The sequence below is a fragment of the Spiroplasma endosymbiont of Nomada rufipes genome (genome assembly GCF_964277355.1).
Lineage (GTDB): Bacteria > Bacillota_I > Bacilli_A > Mycoplasmatales > VBWQ01 > Spiroplasma_E.
Genome location: NZ_OZ195517.1, coordinates 701376 through 727530, shown reverse-complemented (window position 1 = coordinate 727530; position 26155 = coordinate 701376). Strand labels below are relative to the sequence as shown.

General features: G+C 22.0%; 33 protein-coding genes. 3 read left to right on the top strand and 30 right to left on the bottom strand.

Features of this window, described 5'->3' with window-relative positions; genetic code table 4:
• Window positions 1–84: 84 nt before the first annotated feature.
• The 15 genes from ACICQF_RS03980 to ACICQF_RS03910 all read right to left on the bottom strand — a co-directional run bounded on the left by ACICQF_RS03980 (window position 85) and on the right by ACICQF_RS03910 (window position 12023).
• Window positions 85–684, bottom strand: coding sequence for a LemA family protein (locus ACICQF_RS03980; protein WP_252319773.1), 600 nt, complete (start codon window positions 682–684; stop codon window positions 85–87).
• 143 nt (window positions 685–827) lie between these two features.
• Window positions 828–1517 (bottom strand): RadC family protein, encoded by a 690-nt coding sequence (radC, locus tag ACICQF_RS03975; protein WP_395472846.1) that lies wholly within the window; start codon window positions 1515–1517, stop codon window positions 828–830.
• On the bottom strand, window positions 1507–1788 hold the full coding sequence (locus tag ACICQF_RS03970) for a hypothetical protein (RefSeq protein ID WP_338979794.1): 282 nt from the start codon (window positions 1786–1788) through the stop codon (window positions 1507–1509). Before ACICQF_RS03970 ends, radC begins: the two co-directional genes overlap by 11 nt.
• Window positions 1789–1847: 59 nt before the next feature.
• A complete protein-coding gene (locus ACICQF_RS03965) occupies window positions 1848–2630 on the bottom strand; it encodes a Nif3-like dinuclear metal center hexameric protein (protein WP_395472845.1) in 783 nt (260 codons plus the stop codon).
• An 8-nt stretch (window positions 2631–2638) separates the two neighbouring features.
• Window positions 2639–3991 (bottom strand): sigma-70 family RNA polymerase sigma factor, encoded by a 1353-nt coding sequence (locus ACICQF_RS03960; RefSeq protein ID WP_338957374.1) that lies wholly within the window; start codon window positions 3989–3991, stop codon window positions 2639–2641.
• Window positions 3992–4023: 32 nt separating this feature from the next.
• Window positions 4024–5799, bottom strand: coding sequence for a DNA primase (gene dnaG, locus ACICQF_RS03955; RefSeq protein ID WP_395472844.1), 1776 nt, complete (start codon window positions 5797–5799; stop codon window positions 4024–4026).
• 16 nt (window positions 5800–5815) lie between these two features.
• Complete coding sequence (locus ACICQF_RS03950; RefSeq protein ID WP_395472843.1) at window positions 5816–7231, bottom strand: glycine--tRNA ligase; 1416 nt, start codon at window positions 7229–7231, stop codon at window positions 5816–5818.
• Window positions 7232–7395: 164 nt separating this feature from the next.
• Window positions 7396–8091, bottom strand: a complete 696-nt coding sequence (locus ACICQF_RS03945) for a DNA repair protein RecO (RefSeq protein ID WP_395472842.1) — start codon at window positions 8089–8091, stop codon at window positions 7396–7398.
• Between the two features lie 3 nt (window positions 8092–8094).
• Window positions 8095–8991, bottom strand: a complete 897-nt coding sequence (gene era, locus ACICQF_RS03940; RefSeq protein WP_395472841.1) for a GTPase Era — start codon at window positions 8989–8991, stop codon at window positions 8095–8097.
• A gap of 3 nt (window positions 8992–8994) precedes the next feature.
• Window positions 8995–9429 (bottom strand): cytidine deaminase, encoded by a 435-nt coding sequence (cdd, locus tag ACICQF_RS03935; protein WP_395472840.1) that lies wholly within the window; start codon window positions 9427–9429, stop codon window positions 8995–8997.
• Between the two features lie 11 nt (window positions 9430–9440).
• On the bottom strand, window positions 9441–9911 hold the full coding sequence (gene ybeY / locus ACICQF_RS03930; RefSeq protein WP_395472839.1) for an rRNA maturation RNase YbeY: 471 nt from the start codon (window positions 9909–9911) through the stop codon (window positions 9441–9443).
• 150 nt (window positions 9912–10061) lie between these two features.
• The gene (locus tag ACICQF_RS03925) at window positions 10062–10361 is read right to left on the bottom strand and encodes a hypothetical protein (protein ID WP_395472838.1); all 300 of its coding nucleotides are present in this window, start codon (window positions 10359–10361) and stop codon (window positions 10062–10064) included.
• Window positions 10361–10921, bottom strand: a complete 561-nt coding sequence (locus ACICQF_RS03920; protein ID WP_395473703.1) for an ATP-binding cassette domain-containing protein — start codon at window positions 10919–10921, stop codon at window positions 10361–10363. The genes ACICQF_RS03925 and ACICQF_RS03920 overlap by 1 nt, the downstream gene beginning before the upstream one ends.
• 161 nt (window positions 10922–11082) lie before the next feature.
• Window positions 11083–11529: a hypothetical protein gene (locus ACICQF_RS03915; protein WP_395472837.1), complete on the bottom strand. Its 447-nt coding sequence runs from the start codon at window positions 11527–11529 to the stop codon at window positions 11083–11085.
• A 62-nt stretch (window positions 11530–11591) separates the two neighbouring features.
• On the bottom strand, window positions 11592–12023 hold the full coding sequence (locus ACICQF_RS03910; protein WP_395472836.1) for a hypothetical protein: 432 nt from the start codon (window positions 12021–12023) through the stop codon (window positions 11592–11594).
• A gap of 40 nt (window positions 12024–12063) precedes the next feature.
• On the opposite strand from ACICQF_RS03910, the gene ACICQF_RS03905 reads away from it, so the two are divergent.
• A complete protein-coding gene (locus ACICQF_RS03905) occupies window positions 12064–13014 on the top strand; it encodes an IS30 family transposase (RefSeq protein ID WP_338979395.1) in 951 nt (316 codons plus the stop codon).
• Window positions 13015–13033: 19 nt separating this feature from the next.
• On the opposite strand, the gene ACICQF_RS03900 is transcribed toward ACICQF_RS03905, so the two are convergent.
• The 4 genes from ACICQF_RS03900 to ACICQF_RS03885 all read right to left on the bottom strand — a co-directional run bounded on the left by ACICQF_RS03900 (window position 13034) and on the right by ACICQF_RS03885 (window position 15126).
• The gene (locus ACICQF_RS03900) at window positions 13034–13534 is read right to left on the bottom strand and encodes a cysteine peptidase family C39 domain-containing protein (RefSeq protein WP_395472835.1); all 501 of its coding nucleotides are present in this window, start codon (window positions 13532–13534) and stop codon (window positions 13034–13036) included.
• Between the two features lie 54 nt (window positions 13535–13588).
• The gene (locus ACICQF_RS03895; RefSeq protein WP_174480618.1) at window positions 13589–13804 is read right to left on the bottom strand and encodes a hypothetical protein; all 216 of its coding nucleotides are present in this window, start codon (window positions 13802–13804) and stop codon (window positions 13589–13591) included.
• Window positions 13805–14074: 270 nt separating this feature from the next.
• Window positions 14075–14494, bottom strand: coding sequence for a phospho-sugar glycosidase domain-containing protein (locus tag ACICQF_RS03890; protein WP_395472834.1), 420 nt, complete (start codon window positions 14492–14494; stop codon window positions 14075–14077).
• A gap of 20 nt (window positions 14495–14514) precedes the next feature.
• Window positions 14515–15126, bottom strand: a complete 612-nt coding sequence (locus ACICQF_RS03885) for a MupG family TIM beta-alpha barrel fold protein (protein ID WP_395472833.1) — start codon at window positions 15124–15126, stop codon at window positions 14515–14517.
• A gap of 324 nt (window positions 15127–15450) precedes the next feature.
• Between ACICQF_RS03885 and ACICQF_RS03880 the strand changes: the two genes are divergently transcribed.
• Window positions 15451–16263: an IS30 family transposase gene (locus ACICQF_RS03880; RefSeq protein WP_395472832.1), complete on the top strand. Its 813-nt coding sequence runs from the start codon at window positions 15451–15453 to the stop codon at window positions 16261–16263.
• A gap of 210 nt (window positions 16264–16473) precedes the next feature.
• Here the strand turns inward: ACICQF_RS03880 and ACICQF_RS03875 are convergent, their stop codons facing one another.
• The 10 genes from ACICQF_RS03875 to ACICQF_RS03830 all read right to left on the bottom strand — a co-directional run bounded on the left by ACICQF_RS03875 (window position 16474) and on the right by ACICQF_RS03830 (window position 23774).
• The gene (locus ACICQF_RS03875; RefSeq protein ID WP_395472831.1) at window positions 16474–16914 is read right to left on the bottom strand and encodes a hypothetical protein; all 441 of its coding nucleotides are present in this window, start codon (window positions 16912–16914) and stop codon (window positions 16474–16476) included.
• Window positions 16915–16984: 70 nt separating this feature from the next.
• The gene (locus ACICQF_RS03870) at window positions 16985–17245 is read right to left on the bottom strand and encodes a hypothetical protein (RefSeq protein ID WP_395472830.1); all 261 of its coding nucleotides are present in this window, start codon (window positions 17243–17245) and stop codon (window positions 16985–16987) included.
• Between the two features lie 306 nt (window positions 17246–17551).
• On the bottom strand, window positions 17552–18214 hold the full coding sequence (locus ACICQF_RS03865; protein WP_395472829.1) for a thiamine diphosphokinase: 663 nt from the start codon (window positions 18212–18214) through the stop codon (window positions 17552–17554).
• Entirely contained in the window at window positions 18204–18890 is a 687-nt protein-coding gene (locus ACICQF_RS03860) for a ribulose-phosphate 3-epimerase (RefSeq protein WP_252319571.1), read from the bottom strand. Before ACICQF_RS03860 ends, ACICQF_RS03865 begins: the two co-directional genes overlap by 11 nt.
• 13 nt (window positions 18891–18903) lie before the next feature.
• The gene (gene rsgA, locus ACICQF_RS03855; protein WP_395472828.1) at window positions 18904–19785 is read right to left on the bottom strand and encodes a ribosome small subunit-dependent GTPase A; all 882 of its coding nucleotides are present in this window, start codon (window positions 19783–19785) and stop codon (window positions 18904–18906) included.
• A 12-nt stretch (window positions 19786–19797) separates the two neighbouring features.
• Window positions 19798–20769 (bottom strand): serine/threonine-protein kinase, encoded by a 972-nt coding sequence (locus ACICQF_RS03850; protein ID WP_174481523.1) that lies wholly within the window; start codon window positions 20767–20769, stop codon window positions 19798–19800.
• Window positions 20770–20853: 84 nt separating this feature from the next.
• A complete protein-coding gene (locus ACICQF_RS03845) occupies window positions 20854–21603 on the bottom strand; it encodes a protein phosphatase 2C domain-containing protein (protein WP_252319575.1) in 750 nt (249 codons plus the stop codon).
• 11 nt (window positions 21604–21614) lie between these two features.
• Window positions 21615–22898, bottom strand: a complete 1284-nt coding sequence (locus tag ACICQF_RS03840) for a methyltransferase domain-containing protein (RefSeq protein WP_395472827.1) — start codon at window positions 22896–22898, stop codon at window positions 21615–21617.
• Window positions 22899–23052: 154 nt separating this feature from the next.
• On the bottom strand, window positions 23053–23421 hold the full coding sequence (locus ACICQF_RS03835) for a SemiSWEET family sugar transporter (protein WP_395472826.1): 369 nt from the start codon (window positions 23419–23421) through the stop codon (window positions 23053–23055).
• A 5-nt stretch (window positions 23422–23426) separates the two neighbouring features.
• Complete coding sequence (locus ACICQF_RS03830; RefSeq protein WP_174481527.1) at window positions 23427–23774, bottom strand: SemiSWEET family sugar transporter; 348 nt, start codon at window positions 23772–23774, stop codon at window positions 23427–23429.
• Window positions 23775–24214: 440 nt separating this feature from the next.
• Here ACICQF_RS03830 and ACICQF_RS03825 point away from each other — a divergent pair, with 440 nt between their 5' ends.
• Window positions 24215–25165 carry an IS30 family transposase gene (locus tag ACICQF_RS03825; RefSeq protein ID WP_395472825.1) on the top strand — a complete coding sequence of 317 codons (951 nt, stop codon included), beginning with the start codon at window positions 24215–24217 and terminating at the stop codon, window positions 25163–25165.
• Between the two features lie 78 nt (window positions 25166–25243).
• On the opposite strand, the gene ACICQF_RS03820 is transcribed toward ACICQF_RS03825, so the two are convergent.
• Complete coding sequence (locus tag ACICQF_RS03820; RefSeq protein WP_395472824.1) at window positions 25244–26107, bottom strand: DegV family protein; 864 nt, start codon at window positions 26105–26107, stop codon at window positions 25244–25246.
• Window positions 26108–26155 lie beyond the last annotated feature (48 nt).

The following is a 26155-nucleotide window of genomic DNA, read 5'->3' as shown; positions in this document are numbered from 1 at the left end:
TAAATGTTTATTCAAAACAATTTATTTGTCTAAAGAAAGGGGTAAATAACTAATTTAAATATATTTTCAAAAATAAATTTAATTTTATAAATCAATTTTAATATCTTGACGATCGCTATCTGATGCAAGAAAGTAATCTTTTGAAACTAAATTTAATGTTGATGCTACAACATTACTTGGAAAGGTTTTAATTTTACTATTGAACACCTTAACATTAGCATTATAAAATCTTCTAGCAGCAGCAATATTATCTTCACAATCTTTGGCACCTGATTGTAATTGTAAAACAGTAGTATTTGCTTTTAAATCAGGATAATTTTCTAATAAAGCATTAAATTTTCCAAAAGCTGCATTAAGTCCACTATCTGCTTTTGAAAGATCACTCATTGTTTCCATTTTTCCACTTCGTAAAGATACAACATCTGTTAATGTACTTTTTTCAAATTTCATATAACCTTTAGTAGCATCTACTAATTTTGTTAATAAATCAAAACGACGCTTTAATTGCACATCAATATCAGAAGCAGTTTCTTCAATTGATTGTTGTAATCTTAGAAAATTATTACGAGAAACAATAAATAAAATTATTGGAAATATTAAAACAAAAGATAAATAAACCATAATTTTTCCAAATAGTGAAGGTTGGGCAGTAAATGATTCATTGCTTGGTTTAATTGTTGACATAATTTTCTCCTTTCTTATTAATATCTAATAACAAACTATGTTTAATAACTAGTCCATTCTTGGTAAGTTAAATATTATTTACACACTAAACCATAATAATTTTACTATATTTTTAAATTTAAGTAATGTATTTTTTTAAGTTTTTATTTAAACTTATAATATTTTTTATTTAAATTTATACTAAAATAATTACCTTTGCCAATAATAATATGATCAACTAAGGTAATATTAAAAACCTGAAAATTTTTTTTAATTTCTTCGGTGATATATAAATCAGATAGTGAGGGTTCACTATTACCACTAGGATGATTATGAATACAAATTACTTTACTTGATTTATGAATAAGTGCCAGATGCAACATATCTTTAACATCAATTTTCATAGTATCATTAGTACCCTTATATAATAAATTTTGATGAATTAATTTATTTTGATTATTTAATAATAATAAATAAAAATGTTCTTGCGTTAAATTTTGATAATATGCATTAACTAAATTAAAAACATCTTCAGGAATAATAATTTTAAAATATTTTTTTTGACTTTCAATAGTTCTTATTCTTTTTACTATTTCTAAACAACTTAAAATTTCTAAAGCTTTACTAACACCAATACCTTTAATACTCATCAAAGATTTAATAGTTACTTTATTTAAATTTTCAAGACCATTAAAATTAGTAATTATTTCTTGCGCTAAAAATAATACATTTTTTTCTTTAGTTCCTGTTCGCAAAATAATTGCTAATAATTCATTATCACTAAGAGCGTCAAAGCCATATTTAATAGCTTTTTCTCTTGGTTTTTTTGTATTATTAAGTTCTTTAAAATTCATAAAAAGGCGGTATTAAATGTGTTAATTTTTCTTGAAATTTATTAAATTCATCTTTAATTTTTGTTAAATCTTTACTTTCATCTTTAGAACTATCTCATTTACTTTCAATACCACCTGGTAACTTAATACTTCCTGAAACACTATTTCATAAATTTTTAATAACAGGAATTGCTATCCCTGCTAACATGGCACCCATTAAAAATTGAGCAAAACCACCACTAACTGCCTGACACTCTTGATCAGTCATTGGTTCTAAATCTTCTAAAATCATATTTATCAACCCCCTAAAACTTATTTTTATTTAAAAAATAGTTTTTTCCTTTTTAAATTTTATAAGTTTAAAAAAGTAATAGGATTTTCTAGATTATATTTAAAAACTTTAACTTTTGTTGATAATTTTTCAATAAGTAATTGAAAAAGAAAATCAACAAATTTTTGCTCCATATAATGACCAACCAAAATAACATTAATTTTTCTATCTTTAGCTTCCATAATATAGTTTCATTTCATTTCTCCAGTAATTAATAAATCAATATTGTTAGATAAATTACTAATAATATCACCACCAGCACCAGCAGATAAAGCAACAGTCACTATATTGTTATCACTCAATTTATTATTAACCAATTGTATATTTGCAACATTAAAATATTTTTTTAAGTTATTAATCAATTCTTTTAATGGCATTTGTCTATCAAATTTACCAACTATTGCCAACTTTTCTTCATTAATAAAATGAATATTTTTAATTTTTAATTTTTTAGCCATCAACATATTCATACCTACTAATGATACATCAAAATTAGTATGTAATGAATATACATTAATATCTGCTATTAGTATTTTACTATATAATTCTTTTTTTCAATTTGAAATATTAGATTGATTAATATCTTTGGCAAAAACTAATGGATGATGAGAAATTATTAAATCAATATTATTATTAATGGCCTCAGTTAAAACTTCATTAGTAAAATCCAAACAAACTAAAATTTTATTAATATTGGTCTTTGTTTTTGATTTAATTTGTATTCCTGAAAAATCTCATTCACAAACATCTTTTAAAGGAAAATATGTTTCTAAAACATTAATTATATTATTGATAGTTAACATTTTAACTATTATCCTTTATAAAATTCTTTAATATGTTTAGATTTAGACGGATGTTTTAATTTTCTAATTGCCTTTGCTTCTATTTGTCTAATTCTTTCTCTTGTAACAATAAATTCTTTACCAACTTCTTCTAGAGTTTTTGGAGAATCGTACTTAGTAATATGACGATGAACAACCTTATCACTTAACAATTCTGTTTTATCTAAACTAGTATCATAGTGTAACTGTAAATTATTAACTACTGTTTTTAATTCAGTAATTTCTTTTTCATCTTCACAAAGTTCTAATAATCTTCTTAATTTTGTTGGTAAAATTCCAAAACGCATTCTAATAACTTTTTCTTCTCGTTTTGTTAATACTTCAGCAAAAACACGATCCAATTGTTCTCTTAATCAATGTCTTTCAGCATATTCATCGGGAGATAGCATATTTTTATCTTTAATAAAATCACCAAAATGTGTATCATCTTCTTCACCAATTGGTTTTTCTAAAGATACTGGTTCAATAGCAAGTTTTTTAATTTCACGAACACGATCGGCTGTCATGTTTTGTCCCATTTTATTGGCAATTTCCTCATGAGTAGGATCACGACCTAATTCTTGTGTTAAGTTTCTTTCAATTCTTGTTAACTTATTAATTCTTTCAACCATATGAACAGGTACACGAACCATTTTACCTTGATCAGCTAAACTTCGTGTAATTGATTGTCTAATTCATCAAGTAGCATAAGTTGAAAATTTAAAACCACGGCGATAATCAAATTTATCAACTGCTTTAATAAGACCAATATTACCTTCTTCAATTAAATCAGCAAAATCTAAACCACGATTTAAATGTTTTCTAGCAACAGAAACTACTAATTTTAAATTTGATTTAATTAATTGCTCACGACCATATGTTCTTTCCTCAACATCTTTTGATTCTAACATTTTAGCATATTTAATTTCCTCACCTTGACTCAATATTTGACTCGTTCCTAAAATATTAAAATAAGACTTAATTCCATCTTTTCTTCTTGTATCATTAGAGATCCCCATTGTATTTTTAAAACTCAAATCACTAACTAAAATATCAATATCTAAATCATCAGGTAATTGTTCATCATCAATATCGGTAAAATTAGCATCATCTTCAACTTCATCCATCAAAATATCAGTAAAGACTACTCCTTCTTTTTCTAACCGATCAAAAATTTCCTCAATCGTATCATCATCTAATTTTAAATGTGCAAACTCTTTAATGACATCTTCTTGTTTTAATTCTTTTGTTTGACTCTTTTCTAATTTTTTAATTAAATTACTTTCTACTTCCTCTAAAGTTAAAAGTTTTTTCAATTTCGTTTTTTGTTGTATAACAGCCATATTTTCACCTTATCCTTAATTTATCATCATACTTATTTTTTCTTTATTTTATTTTTTAATACTGATATTTCTTTTAATAACAATATTTGTTTTTCAATATTTTTTTCAGATTTCAATTTACCATTGATCATTTTTATTTCATAATCAATTAGTTGATTATTAATAATTTTTAAGTAATCATTAATAATTTGAGGTTTTAAATCAAACTTTTTATTTTTATACTTATCAAGAAGTTTTTCTAAAATATTTAAAAGTGAATTACCTTTAAGTTCTTCTAAAATTAAATCAAAATTAATTGCTTCTATTTGATTATTTTGATATTTTTGACTAATTAAAAAGTATAAATTCATAAAATCTTGATTTGGAAAAATAAATTTTTCTTTTTCTAAAATTAAATAAACATTTTTTGATAACATTACTAAAAAAATAAGTTGTTCTTGTGCTTCAAAAAAAATATTTTTTACTTCTATTTTAGATTTATTTTTGATACTAAAAGTTGTAGTTACTAAATTATTATCAATATTTAAAATTTGTATTAAGTCTTCAGTGGATAAATTAGTTATTTTTGCTAACATATTTAAGTAAAACTTTTTAGTAATAACATCATTGATTTTTGTTCAAATTGGAACTAATGATTTTAAAAATTCATTAAGTTCATAACTATCTTTTTTAAAGTTATATTTAGTTAATGATAAATTAATTGCAAATTCAAAAGGATGAATGGTTTTTTTTATTATTTCATAAAATTTTTGAGGAAATTTATTTATTAATTCATCAGGATCAAATTTAGTATCATTATTGATAATTTGTACTTTAAAATTATTTGATAATAAAACACTAGCTATTTTTAAAGATGCTATTTTTCCTGGTAAATCACCATCTAAAAAAATAATAATATTAATAGTAATTTTTTTTAAAAGTAAAATATGTTCTTTTGTTAAATTTGTTCCCATTAAAGCAACAACATTTTTAATATTTTGATTATTTAGAGCAATAACATCCATAAAACCTTCAGTCAAATAAATAACTTCATTTTTTTTAATATAATTTTTAACATTATTAAAGTTATATAAAATTTTACTTTTCTTAAAAAAATCTGTTTCTGGACTATTAATATATTTATAACTTTTATCTTCTCTATTATAATTTCTTGCAGAAAAACCAACACAATCTCCATCTTCATCTTTAATAGCAAACATAATTCGATTTGAAAAGGTAGGAAGAAGTTGATCCTTATTATTAATTTTCATAAGTCCTAATTTTACAAATTCAATATTATCTTTATAACCTTGTGCATTAAGATAATCTATTAATTCATTATTAATAGGTGCATAACCAATATTAAAATATTTAATATTTTCAGTAGTAATATTACGATTTTGTAAATATTTCATTGCTTCTTGACCAATATCAGTTAGTAACTGATAACTAAAAAAATTCATTGTAATATTATTTAAAATTTTTAGTGGATTTTTTTTAGTTTCAACATTAAATTCAGATAAATTAATATCAAACTCTTTTAAATTTAAATTAACATTATCTGCTGCTTCTTTAAGAGCATTAATAAAATTAATATTTTTATATTTTTGTAAAAAAATAAAAACGTTTCCTTGTTCACCACAAGAAAAACATTTATAAATTTTTTTTTCTTGTGAAATTGATAATGAAGGAGTAGAGTCTTCGTGAAAAGGACAGATAGCTCAAAAATTATTGCCTTTACGGATCAAATTTAAATATTTGCCCATAACTTCAACAATATTAATTTTTGCTTTAACTTCATTAATTTTTTTATTAAACTCGATATCCATATTTTTTCACACAATTCTAACAAATAATGTCTAATTTGTCATATAAATATTCTTTAAGTTGATCAACTTTAACTATAACTTGATTTGTAGTATCACGATCTCTAATTGTAACAGTACCTTTAGTTTTTGTGTCATAATCAATTGTTACACAATACATAGTACCAATACCATCTTGATAACGATAAGATTTACCAACACTTGATGATGCTTCATAAATTACTCTTAATTGTGTTTTATTTAACATTTCAAAAATTTCATATGCCTCTTTACCCAATTTTGTTTTATTTAAAGACATAACAGCTACTTGATAAGGGCAAATACTCTTATTTAATTTTAACACTAACCGTTCTTTATCGTCTTTTAAAACTTCTTTTGTAAATGCTTCACAAACTAAAGCTAATAAAAGCCTTTCAACACCAATTGAAGGTTCAATAACTGAAGGAATAACCATTCTTTTTACTGTAACATTAGGATCTTGAATTTCAAAATTTACACCAGAATTCTCACTATGTTTTGTTAAATCATAATTCCCACGATTAGCTATACCACATAACTCACTCATACCAAAAGGAAAATTATATTCAATATCAGTAGTTGCTAATGCATAATGTGCTAGTTGATTTTGTTCATGATTTTTAAATTTTATATTTTTTGAATTCAATAAACCTACTAGAGAGAGAAATTCTTTACATTGATCAACTCAATAATTAAATCAAGTGTTATCATTTTTATCCTTTGGAATAAAGAAAAATTCTAATTCCATTTGTTCAAATTCTCTAGTACGAAAAATAAAATTACCAAGAGTTATCTCATTTCTAAAACTTTTACCAATTTGACCAATACCAAATGGTACTTTTTTATTACAACTATTTCTTACATTATTAAAATTTATAAATATTCCTTGTGCAGTTTCAGGTCTTAAATAAATTTTATTTTTATCTTCTTTTAAAACACCTTGATATGTTTCAAACATTAATTGAAATTGTCTAACTTTAGTTCAATCTTCATTATTGCATTTAATACATTTAATATGATTTTGATTAATATATGTTTCTAATTTTTCATTACTTAAATTATCACAATTAATACTAGGAAAATAATGATTAATTAAATTATCAACTCGAAATCGAGACTTACATTTTTTACAATCAATTAATGGATCACTAAAATTACTCAAATGCCCTGAAGCTTCTCAAACTTTAGATTTCATAATAATTGAACTATCTAACCCAACATTGTATGGATTTTTTTCGACAAAAAAAACTCATCAACTTTTCTTAATATTATTTTTAAGTGCTACACCAAGCGGACCATAATCTCAACTATTAGCAAGACCTGAATAAATTTCTGATCCTTGAAAAATAAAACCATTTTCTTTTAAATGAGTAATTATTTCCTTCATTGACTTATCATTGATAATTTTATTAATCATTGCCCCTCCATTAATCATAAAAATTTTCTTAAATATCTTAAATAATACATAAAATCTCTAAAAAGAATAATCTTGTTAATAATATGTTCATAGATAGGTTTTGTCAACCTATTATAAGTTTTATATATTATTAAAAACAATATAACAACTAATTATTAAAATATTTATGTAATTATTAATTTATTATTATATTTTTGACAGTGGTTTTCTAAAATATTAAGAATTTTATTAAGTTCTTCTTTTTCAACTTTTCATTTATTAATATCTTGATAATTTAATAAATAAAGTTGATATATTTTTTTAAACAAAACAATGTCAAAATTAATTATAGCTAATTCTAAAGAACAATTTTTACAAAAAATACCACCCAAATCATAATTAATTAAATACAAATTAGTTATTTGATTACAATTAATACAATTAGTAAAGTTAAACTGAATTCCTTGAAATATTAAACTATGAAATAAGAAAAAAACATAAACTTTCTTAAAGTTACTATTTATCATTAACTGTTCATATAAATTAAATAAAAAAGAAAAGATATTTTTATTATTGATACTAATTTTTTCTAAATAATTAATAATTATCTTGTTAAAACTTTTAATCAATTGATAACTTTTTTCATTTATAAAACTATTAAAACTTTTTATTTTTTTATATGTTATACATAAGTTTGAACAATCATAATTTTGATTAAAAATAAAAATTCAACAATCTAAAAGACTATATTTATTTAAATTGATTTTTATTTCTGGTAAAGAAACTATTTTAACACCATAATTTGATGTTAAAATGGTAATATTATTTATTGATTTAATGTAGTTAATGTTTAAAATCAAACCAGTATCAATATTAAACATATTTTAACTATAACCTAACTCTTTTAATTTTCTAGGATTATTTCTTCAATCAGGTATTACTTTTACAAAAGTTTTTAATATAATATGAGAATCAAAAATACTTTCTAAATCTGTTCTAGCTCTTATTCCAATTTCTTTAATCATACTACCTCCTTTACCAATAATAATTCCTTTTTGTGAGTCGCGTTCAACAACAATAACAGCATTAATATCAGTAATATTAGTATTTGGATTATAATTAATACTTTCAATTAATACTGCTACACTATAAGGAATTTCTTCTTCTGTTAAATTTAAAATTTTTTCACGAATAATTTCCTTAATTAAAGTATTATCTGAAACATCATCGTTATTTTCAATTAAATAATTCTTTTCACCAATTGGTAAATACTCATATAGTTTTTTCAATAATATATCTAAGTTCATTTCTTTTATAGCAGAAATTGGAATTATTTCTTTAAATGGTAATAAATCTTTTCACTCATTAATTTTATCCATTAATTTTTCTTTTGTTACTAAATCAACCTTAGTTAATAAAAGTAGAATAGTTGTATTTACCCTTTCTGATAATAATTTAATAATATGTTTATCGCTATTTCCAATGTATTCATTACATGGCGTTAATAAACAAATAATGTTAGTTTCTTTAGTGGCACGGTTAGCATCGCGATTCATCATTCGTCCAAGTTGGTTATTATGTTTATGAATGCCGGGAGTATCAAAAAATATGATTTGCATATCATCACTATTATAAATACCTTGAATTTGATTTCTGGTTGTTTGTGGTTTATTAGACACAATTGCCTTTTTTTCTTGAAGAATGGTATTTAATAAAGTTGATTTTCCAACATTACTTCTACCAATAAAACTAACAAAACCTGATTTAAAATTATTAGTCATAAATTAATTCCCTTTCAATGAACTTGGTTTAAACGCTAAAGGTAATAAGTCTTTTACTAATATTTTACAAATTGTTTTAGTATCATTATTTTCATTTTTATTACTAATATAAACAGGGCATGTTTCTGGCATAATTTCAATCATAAATTGACGACACATACCACAAGGAGAACCAACCGTTTCGCTATCAGTAATTAAAAATAGAATAATAATATCTTCTTTTTTATAACCTTGAGCAATAACTTGTGACAAAGCTGCTCTTTCAGCACAAATACCTACTGAGTATGCAGCATTTTCAACATTTACTCCTAACACTTCTTTACTATTTTTCAAAATTACTATTGCAGCAACTCTAAATAAAGAATAAGGCGCATAAGCATTTTTTTGTATTACTTTTGCTTTTTTCAATAATACTAATAAATCTATATCTTTTTCCATTATACCACTCCTTATTTTCTAGTAATACCAAGAATATTTAAAATTTCATCTTGTAAATCAAACATAACCTTTTCTTCTACGCTATTTTGATGATCATATCCTAATGTATGAAGTAATCCATGAATAAAAAGAAATGATAATTCTCTAATTAAACTATGACCATATTCTTGTGCTTGCGCTACTGCCTTTGAATAACAAATATAAACATCGCCTAAATCTCTAATATCAATATTAATATTTGGAAAATCATCATCATTATTTCCAAATGATAAAACATCAGGAACATAATCTTTATGACGATAAATTTTATTTAATTCAATACTAGTCTGTTCGTCATTAAAAATAACAGCAATACACCATGTAATTTTCTGTTTTAACTTAATAGCTACTGCATTTAAAATATTTTCTGATAAAATATTAAAATTTTTAATGTCATAGTTATGATCATTGTAAATATTTACAATATTAATTTTTGCTGGCATTTATCTACCTAACTTCTTTTTGATTAAATTATATCAATATTTACATTTATGTTGTAATATTATTTCAAATAAATGTTAACAAACTTTCTTTACCAATAATTATGAATACCATTTGATTTAAATATGTATTAGAATTAATGTTTTCTTCAATTAAAAGTTGATTATTATCATTTCATTTTGGAAAAAAATTGTTAAATAACATTTATTAATAGAGAAAAAAATAGTAATTTGATTAAAACTATTAAACTTTAAACATTCTTCTCTTTTAAAATCTAATAAATAAGCAAAGTGTCCCTTATTTTCATATCTTGTCTCACTTATAAAAATAGTTTGACCATTAACAGCATAAACATGAGGAATATTAATAATTTTTAAACCTAATAAGAGTCCTAAAAAAAGAAAAATTGAACTACTTCCTAATAAATAAGTACTTTTTCTAAAAAAAATCATTATTCATTACCATCTATACTTTTATAATTATTTAAATCAATTACATTTTTAAATAATTTTACTAGTGTTAAATCATGACCTGCATAAATAATAATTATTTTTTTATAATGATTTAATAATAAAGTTATTAACTTTATTATTAAATCATTATTGATGTTACTCAAAATTTCATCTAATAAAATTACTTTTCAATCATAAAAAAATAAACTTAAGAAAATAATTATTTGTTTTTGACCTTGACTAAGATTAGCCCCATATTCTTGACAATAATAAAATGTTGTTAAACCTAAACTGCCCAAGAGATCATTAAATCCTAATTTTTGAAAATTTATTAATTTTTCTTTTGTAATATTAAATGATAAAATATTTTCTAAAACTGTACCGTTATGAATAATAGAATTTGAATGTAAATAAATACATTTTTTTTGTCAAAATTCATATGAAATATTATCTAATCCAATTTCATTATTAATTAAAATTTTACCTTTAAAAGGCACATATTTCTGAATTAATAATGATAGTAAGGTTGTTTTACCAATGCCAGAAGGACCAATAATAATATTACTTTGTTTTAATATTAAATTTAAATTACTAAAAACTACTTTATTTCTTAAATTAAAATAACAATCTTTTAATACTATTTTATTAATTGATATTGAAAAAAATTTTTGTTATTCTTATATTGTAATCTACAATTAATAAAATTATTAAATCTTTGAAATTATTTAATAAAAACCGGAAAGAAAATAAGACTATTACCAATATTTTGAAAAAAAGAATTAATATAAATACTAATACTAGTAATAAATATTAATTGAGATAGATTAATTTTACCATCAAAAATTAATATTAATGATAAATATATATTAATAAAACTAATAATATTTTTAATAAAACTTGTTAACGAACTATTATTAATAACTAAATTATTTAATTGTCAATAATTATTAATATGTGTATTATACTTTTTAACTAATATACTTTTAATATGCAGTTGCAAATTACGAAAATAGGCATCTTCAAAACTTTTTTGACTTAAAATTATTTGTTGCTGCAAATCTAATTTGGTAACTAGTTCTTTTTTTACTAATGGTTTTTTTCATAACATTATTATAAAATTAATTAATACTGTTATAAAACCATTTAATAAATTTACTAATCAAATCATAAAATGAATCTTAATCAAAACTATGCTAACAATAACACTAGTAATAAAATTAATAATTATCTCTAAACTATTTCTAAACTATTATGACAAAACATAGTTGATATGTTATTAATATCTTGATATATTTGTAAAAAATCACTACCATTATATTTTTGTATTTCTATTGGTTTATTTTTAAATCATTTATTATGAAATAAATCTACTAAAAAGTTATTGAAATAAAAATAAAATTTTTGACATATTTTATTTAAAATATATTCAATTAAAATTTTCATTAAATTAATAAAAAAGAAACTTAATAATAAAATCATTGCTAACTGTAAACTATTATTTAAAATAATTTGATTAATAAAATGCTTATAAAATACTTGTGCTATAAAAAAGGTAGTAACTAAAAATAAATTATTAATTATAATAATTAATGAATAATGCTGAATTATACTTGTAAGTGCAAGTAAATAAAATTGCAAAAAATTCTCATATAAAAATTTCATAATGCTAAATTTAGTTTAGAAAAAAGTAAGGAGTTTTTATATGAGTTATAAACATCTTGGCATAGATGAAAGGATTTATATTGAGAATCAATTGAAATTTAAATTTAAAATTAGTGAAATAGCTAAAAATCTTAATCGAAGTATTAGTACTATTATTCGAGAAATTAATAGAAATAAAGATAATAATCATTATTTTTCATTAATTGCACAAAATAAAGCTGAAAATAGAAAACAATCACATATTAGTTTTCATAAGTTTAAAAATAAGAATTTAGTAAAATATGTACAACAAAAATTACTATTAGGTTGATCACCTGAACAAATTTATGGCAGAATTAAAAATTTTCATAAAGAGTGAGTTATTAGTTTTAAAACAATTTATACTTGAATTTATTTTGGAATGCTTGATAAAGTTACTAGTAAAAATTTAAGAAGAAAAGGTAAAAAACGAAAATCTAAAGAAAATCGTGGCAAGTTTAATGGTAAATCAATTAAAGAACGAGATATAAATGTTAATGATCGTATAACACTTGGTCATTGGGAAGGAGATACTATAGTATCATCACGAGGTAAAAGCAAATCATGTTTAATAACTTTAGTTGAAAGAGTATCACGATTTACTTTAGCAATATTAGTTAAAAACAGAACTACTAAAGTTATTAATAAAAATGTCAGTTATTATTTATCAATTCTTCCTAAAAACATTGTTAAAACTATTACTTTTGATCGTGGCAAAGAATTTTCAAATTGACAACAACTTGAAAAAAATTTAGATGTAAAAATTTATTTTGCCAATCCATATTCACCTTGACAAAGAGGTACTAATGAAAATACTAATGGTTTAATTAGAGAAAAATTTCCTAAAAAATTTATTTTTTCAAAAACTAATAAAAATGAAGTTCATAAATTTATATTGTCTTTAAATCAAAGACCGAGAAAAATATTAAATTATCTTTCACCAATCGAATATTTGGATAGAAAAATAATTTAGTTGCACTTACCTTTACAATTTAGCAATATAAATAATTTGGAATCAAAAATGGTGAAAAATTTTTAATTTTATTCATCTTTTTTTTATTACTAATAAAAAATTTATTTATTATATTAGTTGAAATAACAACATTCGTAAAAATTTTTGTAAAATCTTCAATATTTTTTCAACTAAGTTCAATATCTTCTGGATTTGCCACCAGTCATTTATTTTTTTTCTTTTTGTAAATAACTATAAAATGAAATCCGACATTAGCATTATGTATTTGAATAATTAATGGTTTAATAATTATTAGTGATTTTAATTTATCAAAATTAATATTATAAGCTTTTAATAATAAATTATAATTACTAGCCAATTGTTTTAATTCTAAAAGATTAATTCCCAATTTTGTTAAAAATATATCTTTTTTTATGTCATTAATTAATAACTTCTTCTTAAAATAAAACCTATATATCATAGCAAGACATGCCAAACCACAATCATTTTCTGTTTCTTGTTGAACAAAAGGATATTTCATATAAAAAATCACCGCCAATAATAATTAACAGTGATTACCATTTTTTCCTTTTTATTACTTACGATGTTTTTTCTTTTTAGCAGCAGCGCTTTGTTTTTCGCGTTTTTCATCACGCGCAGAAAGAAAATGTTTATGTCTTTTTTCTGCTCTTTTAGTTTCTTGGGCCTTTTTACTAAATCCTTTTAAAAGACGTTGAAACTCTTGTTCACTACTTGTTCGTTCTTCGTTTTCTTTGTTGTCTGATGATGGTGATTTTTTCACTGAATGCATTCATGTCAGCTCCTATTTTTTATTTTACTTTAACAATTATATTAGTAAATTAAAAAATTATCAATATTTTTATACAATATTAAACTTTTTATTTTAAAAAAAATTAAAAGTAAGATTATCTTTTAAAATTTCACACTTACTAACTATTATTTAATAATACTTAATGATTTTATCATATTTTAAATGTTTATGTTTTTAATAAATAAAACAAAAAATTTATTTATAAAATAAATCTAAATGAACGATTTGATACTAAAAACGGAATAAAATTTAAATCTTCTTTAGAAAGTTTGCCAACAACGTTACGAATACCACATTTTTAATTTTATTTGTAATAATATGTAATTCACCACGATAATTTTGTGCTTTATTATTAATAATAACAACATCACCTTTTTCTAATCATTGATTAGTATTGTTAGCAGGGATATCTAATTCTTGATATATAACTCGAGAAATAACACTACGAATTATATCACGTGCTAAATCAGATCTAACTTTATTAATATTTTTATCAAAAAGAATCTGTTGTTCACTATCAGTAATATTAGAATTTAACTCAATTTTTAACGATAAATTTTTATAATCAATTTCATTTATCATTTTCAAATCATATTCTGTTAAAAACTGGTTAGCAATAATTATCATATCAATGCATAAAGCAATATAATGACGAATTTGTGTTACCAATGGTCAATCACGATGCAGTTCTAATGTTGGTAAATTATCATTATATTTTCAAGGTCCAATTTATCTTTTCCTAATAATGTAACAAAGCTGGCAAATGGAATTTTATTAACAACGCTTTCAGATTGATTTAAACAAAAAAAGTCAATATCAGCACCGGTATATCTTTGTGGATAAAAATTATAAAAACTAATAATGTTATTAACATTAGCTTTATAAAATAATATTAAGTAGTTGATATCATTAATAACATATGAACCATTAATAAATATTTTAAAATTTAAACGATTTTGACTTAATTTTGCTTGATGCTTAATATCAATTCCTTCGTTGCAACGAATACCCGATAAACCATACATTTTAAAAAACTTTATGAAATCAAGTCGTTTATTAAGATTCAGATTAAATTCATTAATAAATTCAATATTAATATCTGCAAAAACATGCATATTATACTTTTTAGCAATTTGTGTTAATACTACTAATTTTTTTAAATTTTCATAATCTGTTTTTTTAAAAATAATTAAAGTTGTAAAAATAGTTTTAATATTATTCTTGGCTAATAATTCGGTATAATTTTTAATTTCTTCTAAATTTGCTAAATGTAAATAAACTGCAGCACCAATTTTTTCCATTTACTTCCTCCTTTACTTTTTATATATTAATTTTATCATTTTGTAACTTAATAATTTTTAATTTTTACAATAAATAATGTAAAGGATTCCTAGTTTGATAAAATAACTACTTCTACATAAAATAAGAAAATTGACTACGCTCCCTAATTTTAATACAACTTATACATTAATAAATCTACTACTTATATTTATTCGTGTTAAATATTAACTTTATAAATATGCTGAGTTATACTTGTAAGTGCAAGTAAATAAAATTGCAAAAAATTCTCATATAAAAATTTCATAATGCTAAATTTAGTTTAGAAAAAAGTAAGGAGTTTTTATATGAGTTATAAACATCTTGGCATAGATGAAAGGATTTATATTGAGAATCAATTGAAATTTAAATTTAAAATTAGTGAAATAGCTAAAAATCTTAATCGAAGTATTAGTACTATTATTCGAGAAATTAATAGAAATAAAGATAATAATCATTATTTTTCATTAATTGCACAAAATAAAGCTGAAAATCGAAAACAATCACATATTAGTTTTCATAAGTTTAAAAATAAGAATTTAGTAAAATATGTACAACAAAAATTACTATTAGGTTGATCACCTGAACAAATTTATGGCAGAATTAAAAATTTTCATAAAGAGTGAGTTATTAGTTTTAAAACAATTTATACTTGAATTTATTTTGGAATGCTTGATAAAGTTACTAGTAAAAATTTAAGAAGAAAAGGTAAAAAACGAAAATCTAAAGAAAATCGTGGCAAGTTTAATGGTAAATCAATTAAAGAACGAGATATAAATGTTAATGATCGTATAACACTTGGTCATTGGGAAGGAGATACTATAGTATCATCACGAGGTAAAAGCAAATCATGTTTAATAACTTTAGTTGAAAGAGTATCACGATTTACTTTAGCAATATTAGTTAAAAACAGAACTACTAAAGTTATTAATAAAAATGTCAGTTATTATTTATCAATTCTTCCTAAAAACATTGTTAAAACTATTACTTTTGATCGTGGCAAAGAATTTTCAAATTGACAACAACTTGAAAAAAATTTAGATGTAAAAATTTATTTTGCCAATCCATATTCACCTTGACAAAGAGGTACTAATGAAAATACTAATGGTTTAATTAGATAAAAATTTCCTAAAAAATTTATTTTTTCAAAAACTAATAAAAATGAAGTTCATAAATTTATATTGTCTTTAAATCAAAGACCGAGAAAAATATTAAATTATCTTTCACCAATCGAATATTTGGATAGAAAAATAATTTAGTTGCACTTACCTTTACAATTTAGCATTTTTATTTTAAATTAAAAAAATAAATTATCACCAAATAATAACGTCTTATAACAAATTTTGATATGAAAAACTCTTTTCTACAATATTATGCTCATCTAAATCATTTATTGATTTTCATTTTTTACCATAATTTAAACTACTACTTCCTAATATTTTAGTTTTCTTTTCTGATTTATTAACTTTAGTTTTTAAAATTTTAATATCACTTTCTAACTCATTAATTTTAGTATTTAATCCATTATGTTCGCGAATTAATTTATCAAAACTATCCTTACTATATTTATTATTAATTGCTTTAATTTTATTACTTTCTCACATTCCACAAGTCAAAAATTTAAGTGGTCAATGTCACCATCTTCTTGCTAATTGTTTTTCATTTTTGAAATTCAAATTAAAATTATTAATTTGTCCACATATTTTATTTTTAGCTTCTTTTAGTATTTTTAAATCATGTATTTTTTTCTTGCATTTCTTTAAAAATTTCATTAATGTCTGAACTATCATATAGTGTTAAATCATCTAAACTTTTAGAACTATCTCTATATTTTATTTTAACTTATAAATCAGTTTGTGAACCTAATACAAATAACTTATCTTCTGAAGTAGTTAAAACATTACTTAAATCATATTTATATATATTTTTAAAATCTATTGTTAATGCCCCCTTATTTACTTGTGCTTCTAAAAAACTAATAGTTACAGTAAACAAAGATAAAATTGGCATTATTGCTTTATCAGAATATTTTTTAGTACTTTTTCCGCAATTATCTTGAAGATAATTAAGATTTTTAATAACATTAGGAATATCTGCAACCAAAGATATACCTTTTAATTATTCAATAATTCTTTTAAAATAAGGAATTTGAGTATTATGTTGTTTTTGATATCTTAACTTTATACTTTCAAGTTTTTTTATTAACTCTGTTGCAGATGACATTTTTTCTTTTACCATTTTTTAATTTCTCCTCTTTTAAAAAATAAAAAAACCCATTTATTTTTAATAAAAATAAGGGTTAGAAAACTTATATTAAGTTTATGATTTTTATTATACTATCTTTTTTTTAAGATTTTATTAATATACTTTTGTCATAAAATAATAATTAGTTTTTCTAAATTTTAAAAATTATTTATGTAAAAAAACTAAACATTTTCCTTTTTTAATAATTAGTTTTGGTCTTTCTTCTTTGTTAAATTCATTACTAATAGTTTGCTTACTATTATTAGTAACAGTAATATCTTGATTTGGATAAAACTTACAACCACTAAAATTATAAATTACTTCTTCATTGTCTAAACTAAAAAAAGAAATATATTTATATGTTAATTGTCAATTGTAAAAAATATATTCTGATTTTGCTTTTAGTAAAAAACAATAATTATTTTCACCTAATAAAATTGGGTTAAAACATTCATATTTTTTTAATATATTAATACTAGCAAGTAACATATCCCAACGTATTCCATCACTTACTATCACTATTTGTTGAAAATCAATTTTTTTGGAAATTGCAGTAACTATCGCAAGTTCACTATCAATAAAATCTTTTTCTTTATTAAAAGTAATAATTTCAAAATTATGTATTTTACTTTGATCATTTAAAATCTTTAACTGTTGTTTATTAATGGTATCATTATCACCACAAATAAACTTAATTGGTTTGTTATATTTTAATAATGATAAAACACCAGTTTCAACACCAATAAAAATTGGATTAATAAATTGTTCTCAATTTAAATTATAATCACGACAAACAATTACTAATTGTTTAATATCACTATTTTTCATAATTTGTTAACATCGCAACTTGTTTTTTTACTGAATTATCACTATTTAATAAATAACTACCTGCTACTAGGTAATTAGCACCAGCAGCAATACAATCATTTGCTGTTAAATTATTAATGCCACCATCAACAGCAATTGTAATATTTGGAAAATTATTATCGATATGTTTTACTAACATTTTAATTTTATTAATAGTTAAATCTAAAAAACGTTGTCCACCCGCACCTGGTTGCACACTCATAATTAAAATTGTATCAAGATCTTTCAAATAATCATAAATTTTTGAAATTGGTGTATCAGGATTAATGGCAATTCCTTTTTTAAAACCAGGGTTTTTTCACTGCAGAAATTCTTTTAATTGTTCTTCTGTTAATGCTTCATAATGCAAAGTAATATTTTTAACTTGCGGTAAAATTATAAATGGTTTTAAATAATCACATACTTTTGATGTTGTTATCTTTACCATCATATGACAATCAATATTGATATTAGAACTAAATTTACATACATCACTTAATATTTTTGCACCAAAACTTAAATTTTCAACAAAATGATGATCCATAACATCAAAATGAATTCAATTAATTCCTGCATTTTGTAAATTTAATAAATCATCTTTTAAAGATAGAAAGTTAGCAGTTAAAATGCTAGCGGCAATTGTTACTTCTTTTTTCATATATTACCATCCTTTATTTTAAATTATTAATTTTATTGAATTCTATTAAAATTTTACAATAATCTTCATAAAAAAAACTAGAAATTATTTTATTTGCAACTGCTTTTTTAATTGCACATTCTGGTTCTTGCTGATGTAAGCAAGTACGAAACTTACAATTTTGTCAAATATTAGTAAAACTAGGAAAATTAGTAGCAATATCAATACTACTTAGACCTTGTAACTGAAAGACCGAAAAACCAGGTGTATCTGCAATAATACCATCATGTAAAAAATAAAGGCGAGTTTTAGTTGTGGTATGTTTACCACGATTTAAACTTGTAGAAATATCCTGTGTTCATAATTTTAAATTATTATCCAAACTATTTAAAGTTGAACTCTTTCCCACTCCTGAAGTACCTGTTAATATTGATAACTTGTTTGTAAAAACTTTTTTTAAATCTTCAATACCATTTTTTTTAACATTTGAAATAAAAATTGTTGGTAAATTTAAATTCTGATATGCTTTAACTTTTGTTCAAACTTCATTATCTTTAGTTACCAAATCAATTTTTGTAAATATTAAAATTATTTTTAAATGATAATAATTAAAAATAGTTAATAATTTATTTAATAGAAAACTACTAAGAAAAGGATTAACAAGAGAACTAACAATTAATACTTGATCAACATTAGCAATGCTTGGTCGATATAGTTCATTAAATCGAGGTAAAATTGATTCAACCAAAGGATTTTTATCATCTTTAAAATTAACTTTAACATAATCACCAACTAAAATTTTTGCTGTTTGAAATTTTAAATTTCCTTTGATTAAACAAGAAAAAAATTGATTATCAATTCTTACTTCAACAAAGTTATTTGCAACTCCAATAACTATTCCTTGTTTAAAATTCATAGTGTCCTCCAATTAATATAAAATTAATATGCTTATAATAACACCAATAAGTAATAATATAATTAAAATTAAAGATAATAAAAATTCTTTTTTTAAATAAAATGGTTTTTTTAATTTTTGTGAATTTAAGTAATTTTTCTTAAATAACATATTATTTTTATTTTCCGTTTTTAAACAACAATCTAAATCATTACTCAATTCACTAATTGTCCGATAGCGATCATTAATATTCTTAGCAGTTGCCTTCAAAATAATATTTTCTAAACTTTGTGGAATATTCTTATTAATTTCATGAATTAATGGCATTGGTTCTTTAATATGTTTAGCGGCTAATATTTGTGGATTTTTATGAAAAAAAGGTGGTTTACCAACTAATAATTCATATAATATAATACCCAAAGCATAAATATCACTTTGAATTGTTGGTTTTTGAAATTTTACTACTTCTGGAGCAATATATTTCATTGTTCCTACAACTTGATTAGCGTGTTTTTTAACTTCATAATCATCAATAACAGCAATACCAAAGTCTAAAACTTTAATTGCTCCACTACTAGTTAAAATAATATTTTCAGGTTTTAAATCACGATGAATAATATTGACTGAATGACACGCATTAACCCCTTTTAAAATTTCTTTCATAATAACTATAACTTCATTAACTGATAAAACTGAATAATTACTTAAATATTCTTTTAATGTTTTACCTTCTAATAATTCAAAAACTAAGCATCAATCTTTCTTATCAATAAAAACATCATATACTAAAATAACATTGGGATGTCTAACTCTAGATACTGCTCTAATTTCTTGCAAAAATCGTTCTTTTATTAAGTCATCTAGTGGTGAAATTGGATTAATTACTTTTAAAGCAACTTGCCGATTTAAATATTTATCTTGTGCTTCATAAACTTTAGCCATACCACCCGAACCAATAATTTTTAAAATATGATAACGATTATTCAATAATTTATTTATTTCCATTAGTTTCACCATTGCTTTTAAATTTATTTTTTAAAAATTACTAATTTATTTATAATTTATATTTTACACAAAAATATCAAAAGACTAAAATTTTATTTCCATTAATAATGCAGTAACATTATCAGTTGAAACATTAAGTAATGCTTGCTTAATTAATAATTTAACTTTATTATTAATATTTCCATTTTTTTCTAAAATATTAACTATTTCATATTCTTCTAAAAAATCATGAACACCATCACTAGTTAAAAGAAAATATGATGGAATTATTAATGGTAAATGAAAAATATCAGTTTTTAATGGCTTACGTGGACCAAGAGCACTAGTCAATGCCTTTCAATAAGTGTGATTTAAATCAACACTTGATTCTTTAGTTGTATTTTTTTGTAAATATAAATTTAAAATATTATGATCAACTGTTAACTGTTTTAATCCTTGTTCACTATATTGATAAATACGTGAATCACCAATATTTACTAAATAAGCTTTGTTATTAGTAATTAAAATTATTACCATAGTTGTTCCCATATCAAGCGCTTGTTCATTACTTAAACTAAAATTATTCATTTCAATTTGAATAATTTCTATCTTTTCTTGTAATCATGCATGAATTTGTTTATCATGTTTTAATTTAGTAAAATCTGTTGTTTCAAAAAATTTTTTTAACATACTAACAGCCATATTACTCGCCACTTCACCACATTTATGACCACCCAATCCATCACAAACAACACCAATAACTTGTCCAGTGTTATTTGTTAAATATAAAACGGCATCTTGATTATTTGTACGATAATTACCAACATCTGTTTTATAACTAGCATTTATTTTCATAAACTGTCCCCCTATATTCCTTTTTTTAATTTACAAATATAAAATCCATCAGTATTGTTATTAAAACCAAAAAATTGTTTTTCTGCAATGATTGTCATATCTGGGTGATTTTTAACAAAATTCTCAATTTGATTTTGATTTTCTTTAATATTGAAAGTACAAGTAACATACACAACTATTGCTTCAGGTTTTAAAAGTTGATAAGCCTTATTTAATAATTTTGCTTGAACAGTAATTAACTGATTAATTTCTTCTTTACTTCAATTGATAAGTTTAACTTCTGGTTTTCTTTTAATTAAACCTCAAGCAGTACTAGGAGCATCAATTAAAATTTTGTCAAATTTATTATTAAAATCTAATATTGTAGAATCACCATATTTAAGTTTAGTATTTGTTACTCCTAATTTTTTTAAATAAGTAGCACCAATTTTTAATCGTTCTTCATTTATATCACAAGCAACTATCTTACCGTGATTAGACATTAAAGCTGCCATATGGGCTGTTTTACTAGCAATTCCTGCACACATATCTAATACTTCATCATATGGTTGTGGATCTAAAATATGACTAACTAACATACTTGCTTGATCTTGTTTAATAATTTCACCATTTTCATATAATTTTGTGTTAAAAATTGACTTTGAACTAATAATAACATCAGATACTATCTCGCTTAAACAAAAGTTAAAAGATTTATAATTTTCATTGTTTAACACTTTATTAACAGTAGTTTTTAATGTATTAACTCTAAAACTAATTAATGGCATTCTTAAGTTATCTTTTATCAATTGATTTGCAATATTAATACTAAATTGTGATTTTATTAAAGAGTATAATCAACTAGGATAACTATATTTAATTAATTTAATATTTTGTTTACTTTCTTTTTGTAAATTAAATTCTGATCTAAATTCAGTAAAACATAAATCTAATACTTTAGAAATAATAAATGTTAGTTTATTATCAATGGTGCTTACTTTTTTTAAAGTATTTTCAATGAAAATTTCTTTATTAGTAATTTCTAAAAAATAGATTTCATATAAAAATATTCATAATAAAATAGTTATGTGAAAAGGAATAGTAATTACTGATTTCAAAACATTTCATATTTGATTTAATATACAATATAAATAAATTTGATTTTTTAAGGTTCCTAGTACTATCTTTTCAATTGCTTCTTTTTCTGATAATGTTAGATTTTTATCTCGCATCATTTGTGCTAATAAAACATTACAATGACCTTTTTCTAGGATTACTTGTACTAGAATTTTATAAACATCATTTTGAATTATCATTATTTAACCCCACAGAATTTTTAATTATACATATATTATAACTTAAATTATATTTTTAATTTTGATAAGTATTTTACTACTATAACTATTAAAAAATGCATCATTACAATGCATTTTTAGTAATAAATTATTATTTTTTTAAAAAAATAAACTATTAAAAGTTACTCTTTATATTTACTTTACCTTTTCATTTTTTACAATCTTCACCATATTTATACATATTATTAATTTTAATACCAAGAATAATTCCTGATCATATTGCACAAGGTGTATTAGCACAAATTATAACTAAATCTTTCATTAAAATTGTTGATTCAAATCCACCATGATATGATAAATGAATAATGCCCCATAATACTCATAAACTGTTAGCTGTTGTATAAAGAATAAATGTAAGTAAAGAAATACCATCTGTTTTTTTAGTTTTTATTGTTTTTAAAGACTGTGGACAAAATGCTATAACAGCAATAAGTGCTCCAATAATCCCTATTATAGTAATAATTCATCATTCAGTATTTGCCATTATTTTTATTCCTCCAAAGTTTTAGCATTTTCGCCCAACGTTTTCATATTTTTTACTTTAACATAAATAATACAATTAGTTGCAGTCATTGTTACTGTATACGGTATTATTAAGGTAGAACCTCAAATTGCAATTTCAAGAGTATCAGCACCTTCTGGTCACATTACTGGTAATGTTACTGAAAGTATTCCAAATATCAAGAAAAAAAGATTAGCAATATTATAAATAATATAAGTTGATAAGATTATATGTTTAGTTTCCTTAGTTTTTATTGTTTTTATTGCTTGTGGAATAAATGTTATAATAGACAATATTCCGGCTAAATAACCTATAATTCCAATAAAAGTTTGCATTTTCATCCTCCATTAAATTTTAAAAATATTTTAGTAGTTTTTTTAAAACTATTAATATACTTATTTCTTGTTTTATTAACAATAACATTATTTTAATTTTAATCATTTAAAATAGAAAGTGTTTAGTTAATTTTTTTTCAAATAAATCTAAAAAAAATGAAAAATAATTTATAATAAAAAAATAAAAAACCACTAAAATAGTAAAAATTTATTTAAAATAAAATAATAAATTTAAAAAATATTAGTTAAAAATTAAATAAAATTTTAATTTTAAAATAAATATAAAATTATGAAATAAATTCGCCTTTTTATAAAAAAGTTAATTTTTTATTATATGCTGAATTATACTTGTAAGTGCAAGTAAATAAAATTGCAAAAAATTCTCATATAAAAATTTCATAATGCTAAATTTAGTTTAGAAAAAAGTAAGGAGTTTTTATATGAGTTATAAACATCTTGGCATAGATGAAAGGATTTATATTGAGAATCAATTGAAATTTAAATTTAAAATTAGTGAAATAGCTAAAAATCTTAATCGAAGTATTAGTACTATTATTCGAGAAATTAATAGAAATAAAGATAATAATCATTATTTTTCATTAATTGCACAAAATAAAGCTGAAAATCGAAAACAATCACATATTAGTTTTCATAAGTTTAAAAATAAGAATTTAGTAAAATATGTACAACAAAAATTACTATTAGGTTGATCACCTGAACAAATTTATGGCAGAATTAAAAATTTTCATAAAGAGTGAGTTATTAGTTTTAAAACAATTTATACTTGAATTTATTTTGGAATGCTTGATAAAGTTACTAGTAAAAATTTAAGAAGAAAAGGTAAAAAACGAAAATCTAAAGAAAATCGTGGCAAGTTTAATGGTAAATCAATTAAAGAACGAGATATAAATGTTAATGATCGTATAACACTTGGTCATTGAGAAGGAGATACTATAGTATCATCACGAGGTAAAAGCAAATCATGTTTAATAACTTTAGTTGAAAGAGTATCACGATTTACTTTAGAAATATTAGTTAAAAACATAACTACTAAAGTTATTAATAAAAATGTCAGTTATTATTTATCAATTCTTCCTAAAAACATTGTTAAAACTATTACTTTTGATCGTGGCAAAGAATTTTCAAATTGACAACAACTTGAAAAAAATTTATATGTAAAAATTTATTTTGCCAATCCATATTCACCTTGACAAAGAGGTACTAATGAAAATACTAATGGTTTAATTAGAGAAAAATTTCCTAAAAAATTTATTTTTTCAAAAACTAATAAAAATGAAGTTCATAAATTTATATTGTCTTTAAATCAAAGACCGAGAAAAATACTAAATTATCTTTCACCAATCGAATATTTGGATAGAAAAATAATTTAGTTGCACTTACCTTTACAATTTAGCATATTTTCTAAAAAACAGAATACTTAATCAATCTTTTATAAAACTACTTTTTTATTAGACTTCTTTTACTCATTGATTAGGTACTACTGAAAAACCAATAGTATTATTACCAGTATGTGTTTTTAAAATATTACATAATGGTTCAACTTTATATTTGGTAAATCCTCTATTTTTTACTTTTTTAATTGCTTCATCAATAATATCTTTTCTACATCAACCATCAATAATATATATTGTTTCTTTAGTAACGTCTTTAATTTTAGTAATAATATCTAACATTTCTTCCATAGCTTTACTTAAGGTTCTAACTCTACCAATATTATCAATTGTTTCTTGACATCTTAAAATTGGTTTAAAACGTAAAAAATTACCAATTCTTGCTTTACTCATTGGTAATCTACCACCACGAGCCAAAAATTTTAAATCATTAGGAGCAATATAAGATTCATAAGTTTTACGAAATTTATTTAAAATTCCTAAAATTTCAGGAATTTTTTTTCCATTTTTAACAAGAGTAAAAGCAATTAAAACCATAAATTTTAAAGGTATTGAAGCAGCACCTGTTTCTAAAATATGAACTTTATTTTTATATTTTTCTTCTTTTTGTAAAACTTGTGAACTTGCATATTGTCCTGAAGCATTATTAGCAATTGGTAAAAATAAAATTTGATCATATTTACTTAAAGCATTATCTCAATATTGTTCAAGTTTACCACGACTAGTTTGACTAGTTTTTAAAATACATTGTTCATCAATCATCTTTTTACGAATTGTTTCACTATCAATATCAATGTTATTATCATCATAAGCATTTTCTCCTTCAATAATGTTTAAAGGAATAATTATTATTTCAGGATATTTTTTCATATCTTCAACGGTAAAACCAGTAGCTGAATCACTTACAATTCCAATTTTCATTTTGTTTGCTCCTAACCTTTTATACTAATAAATTATAGTAAAATTATA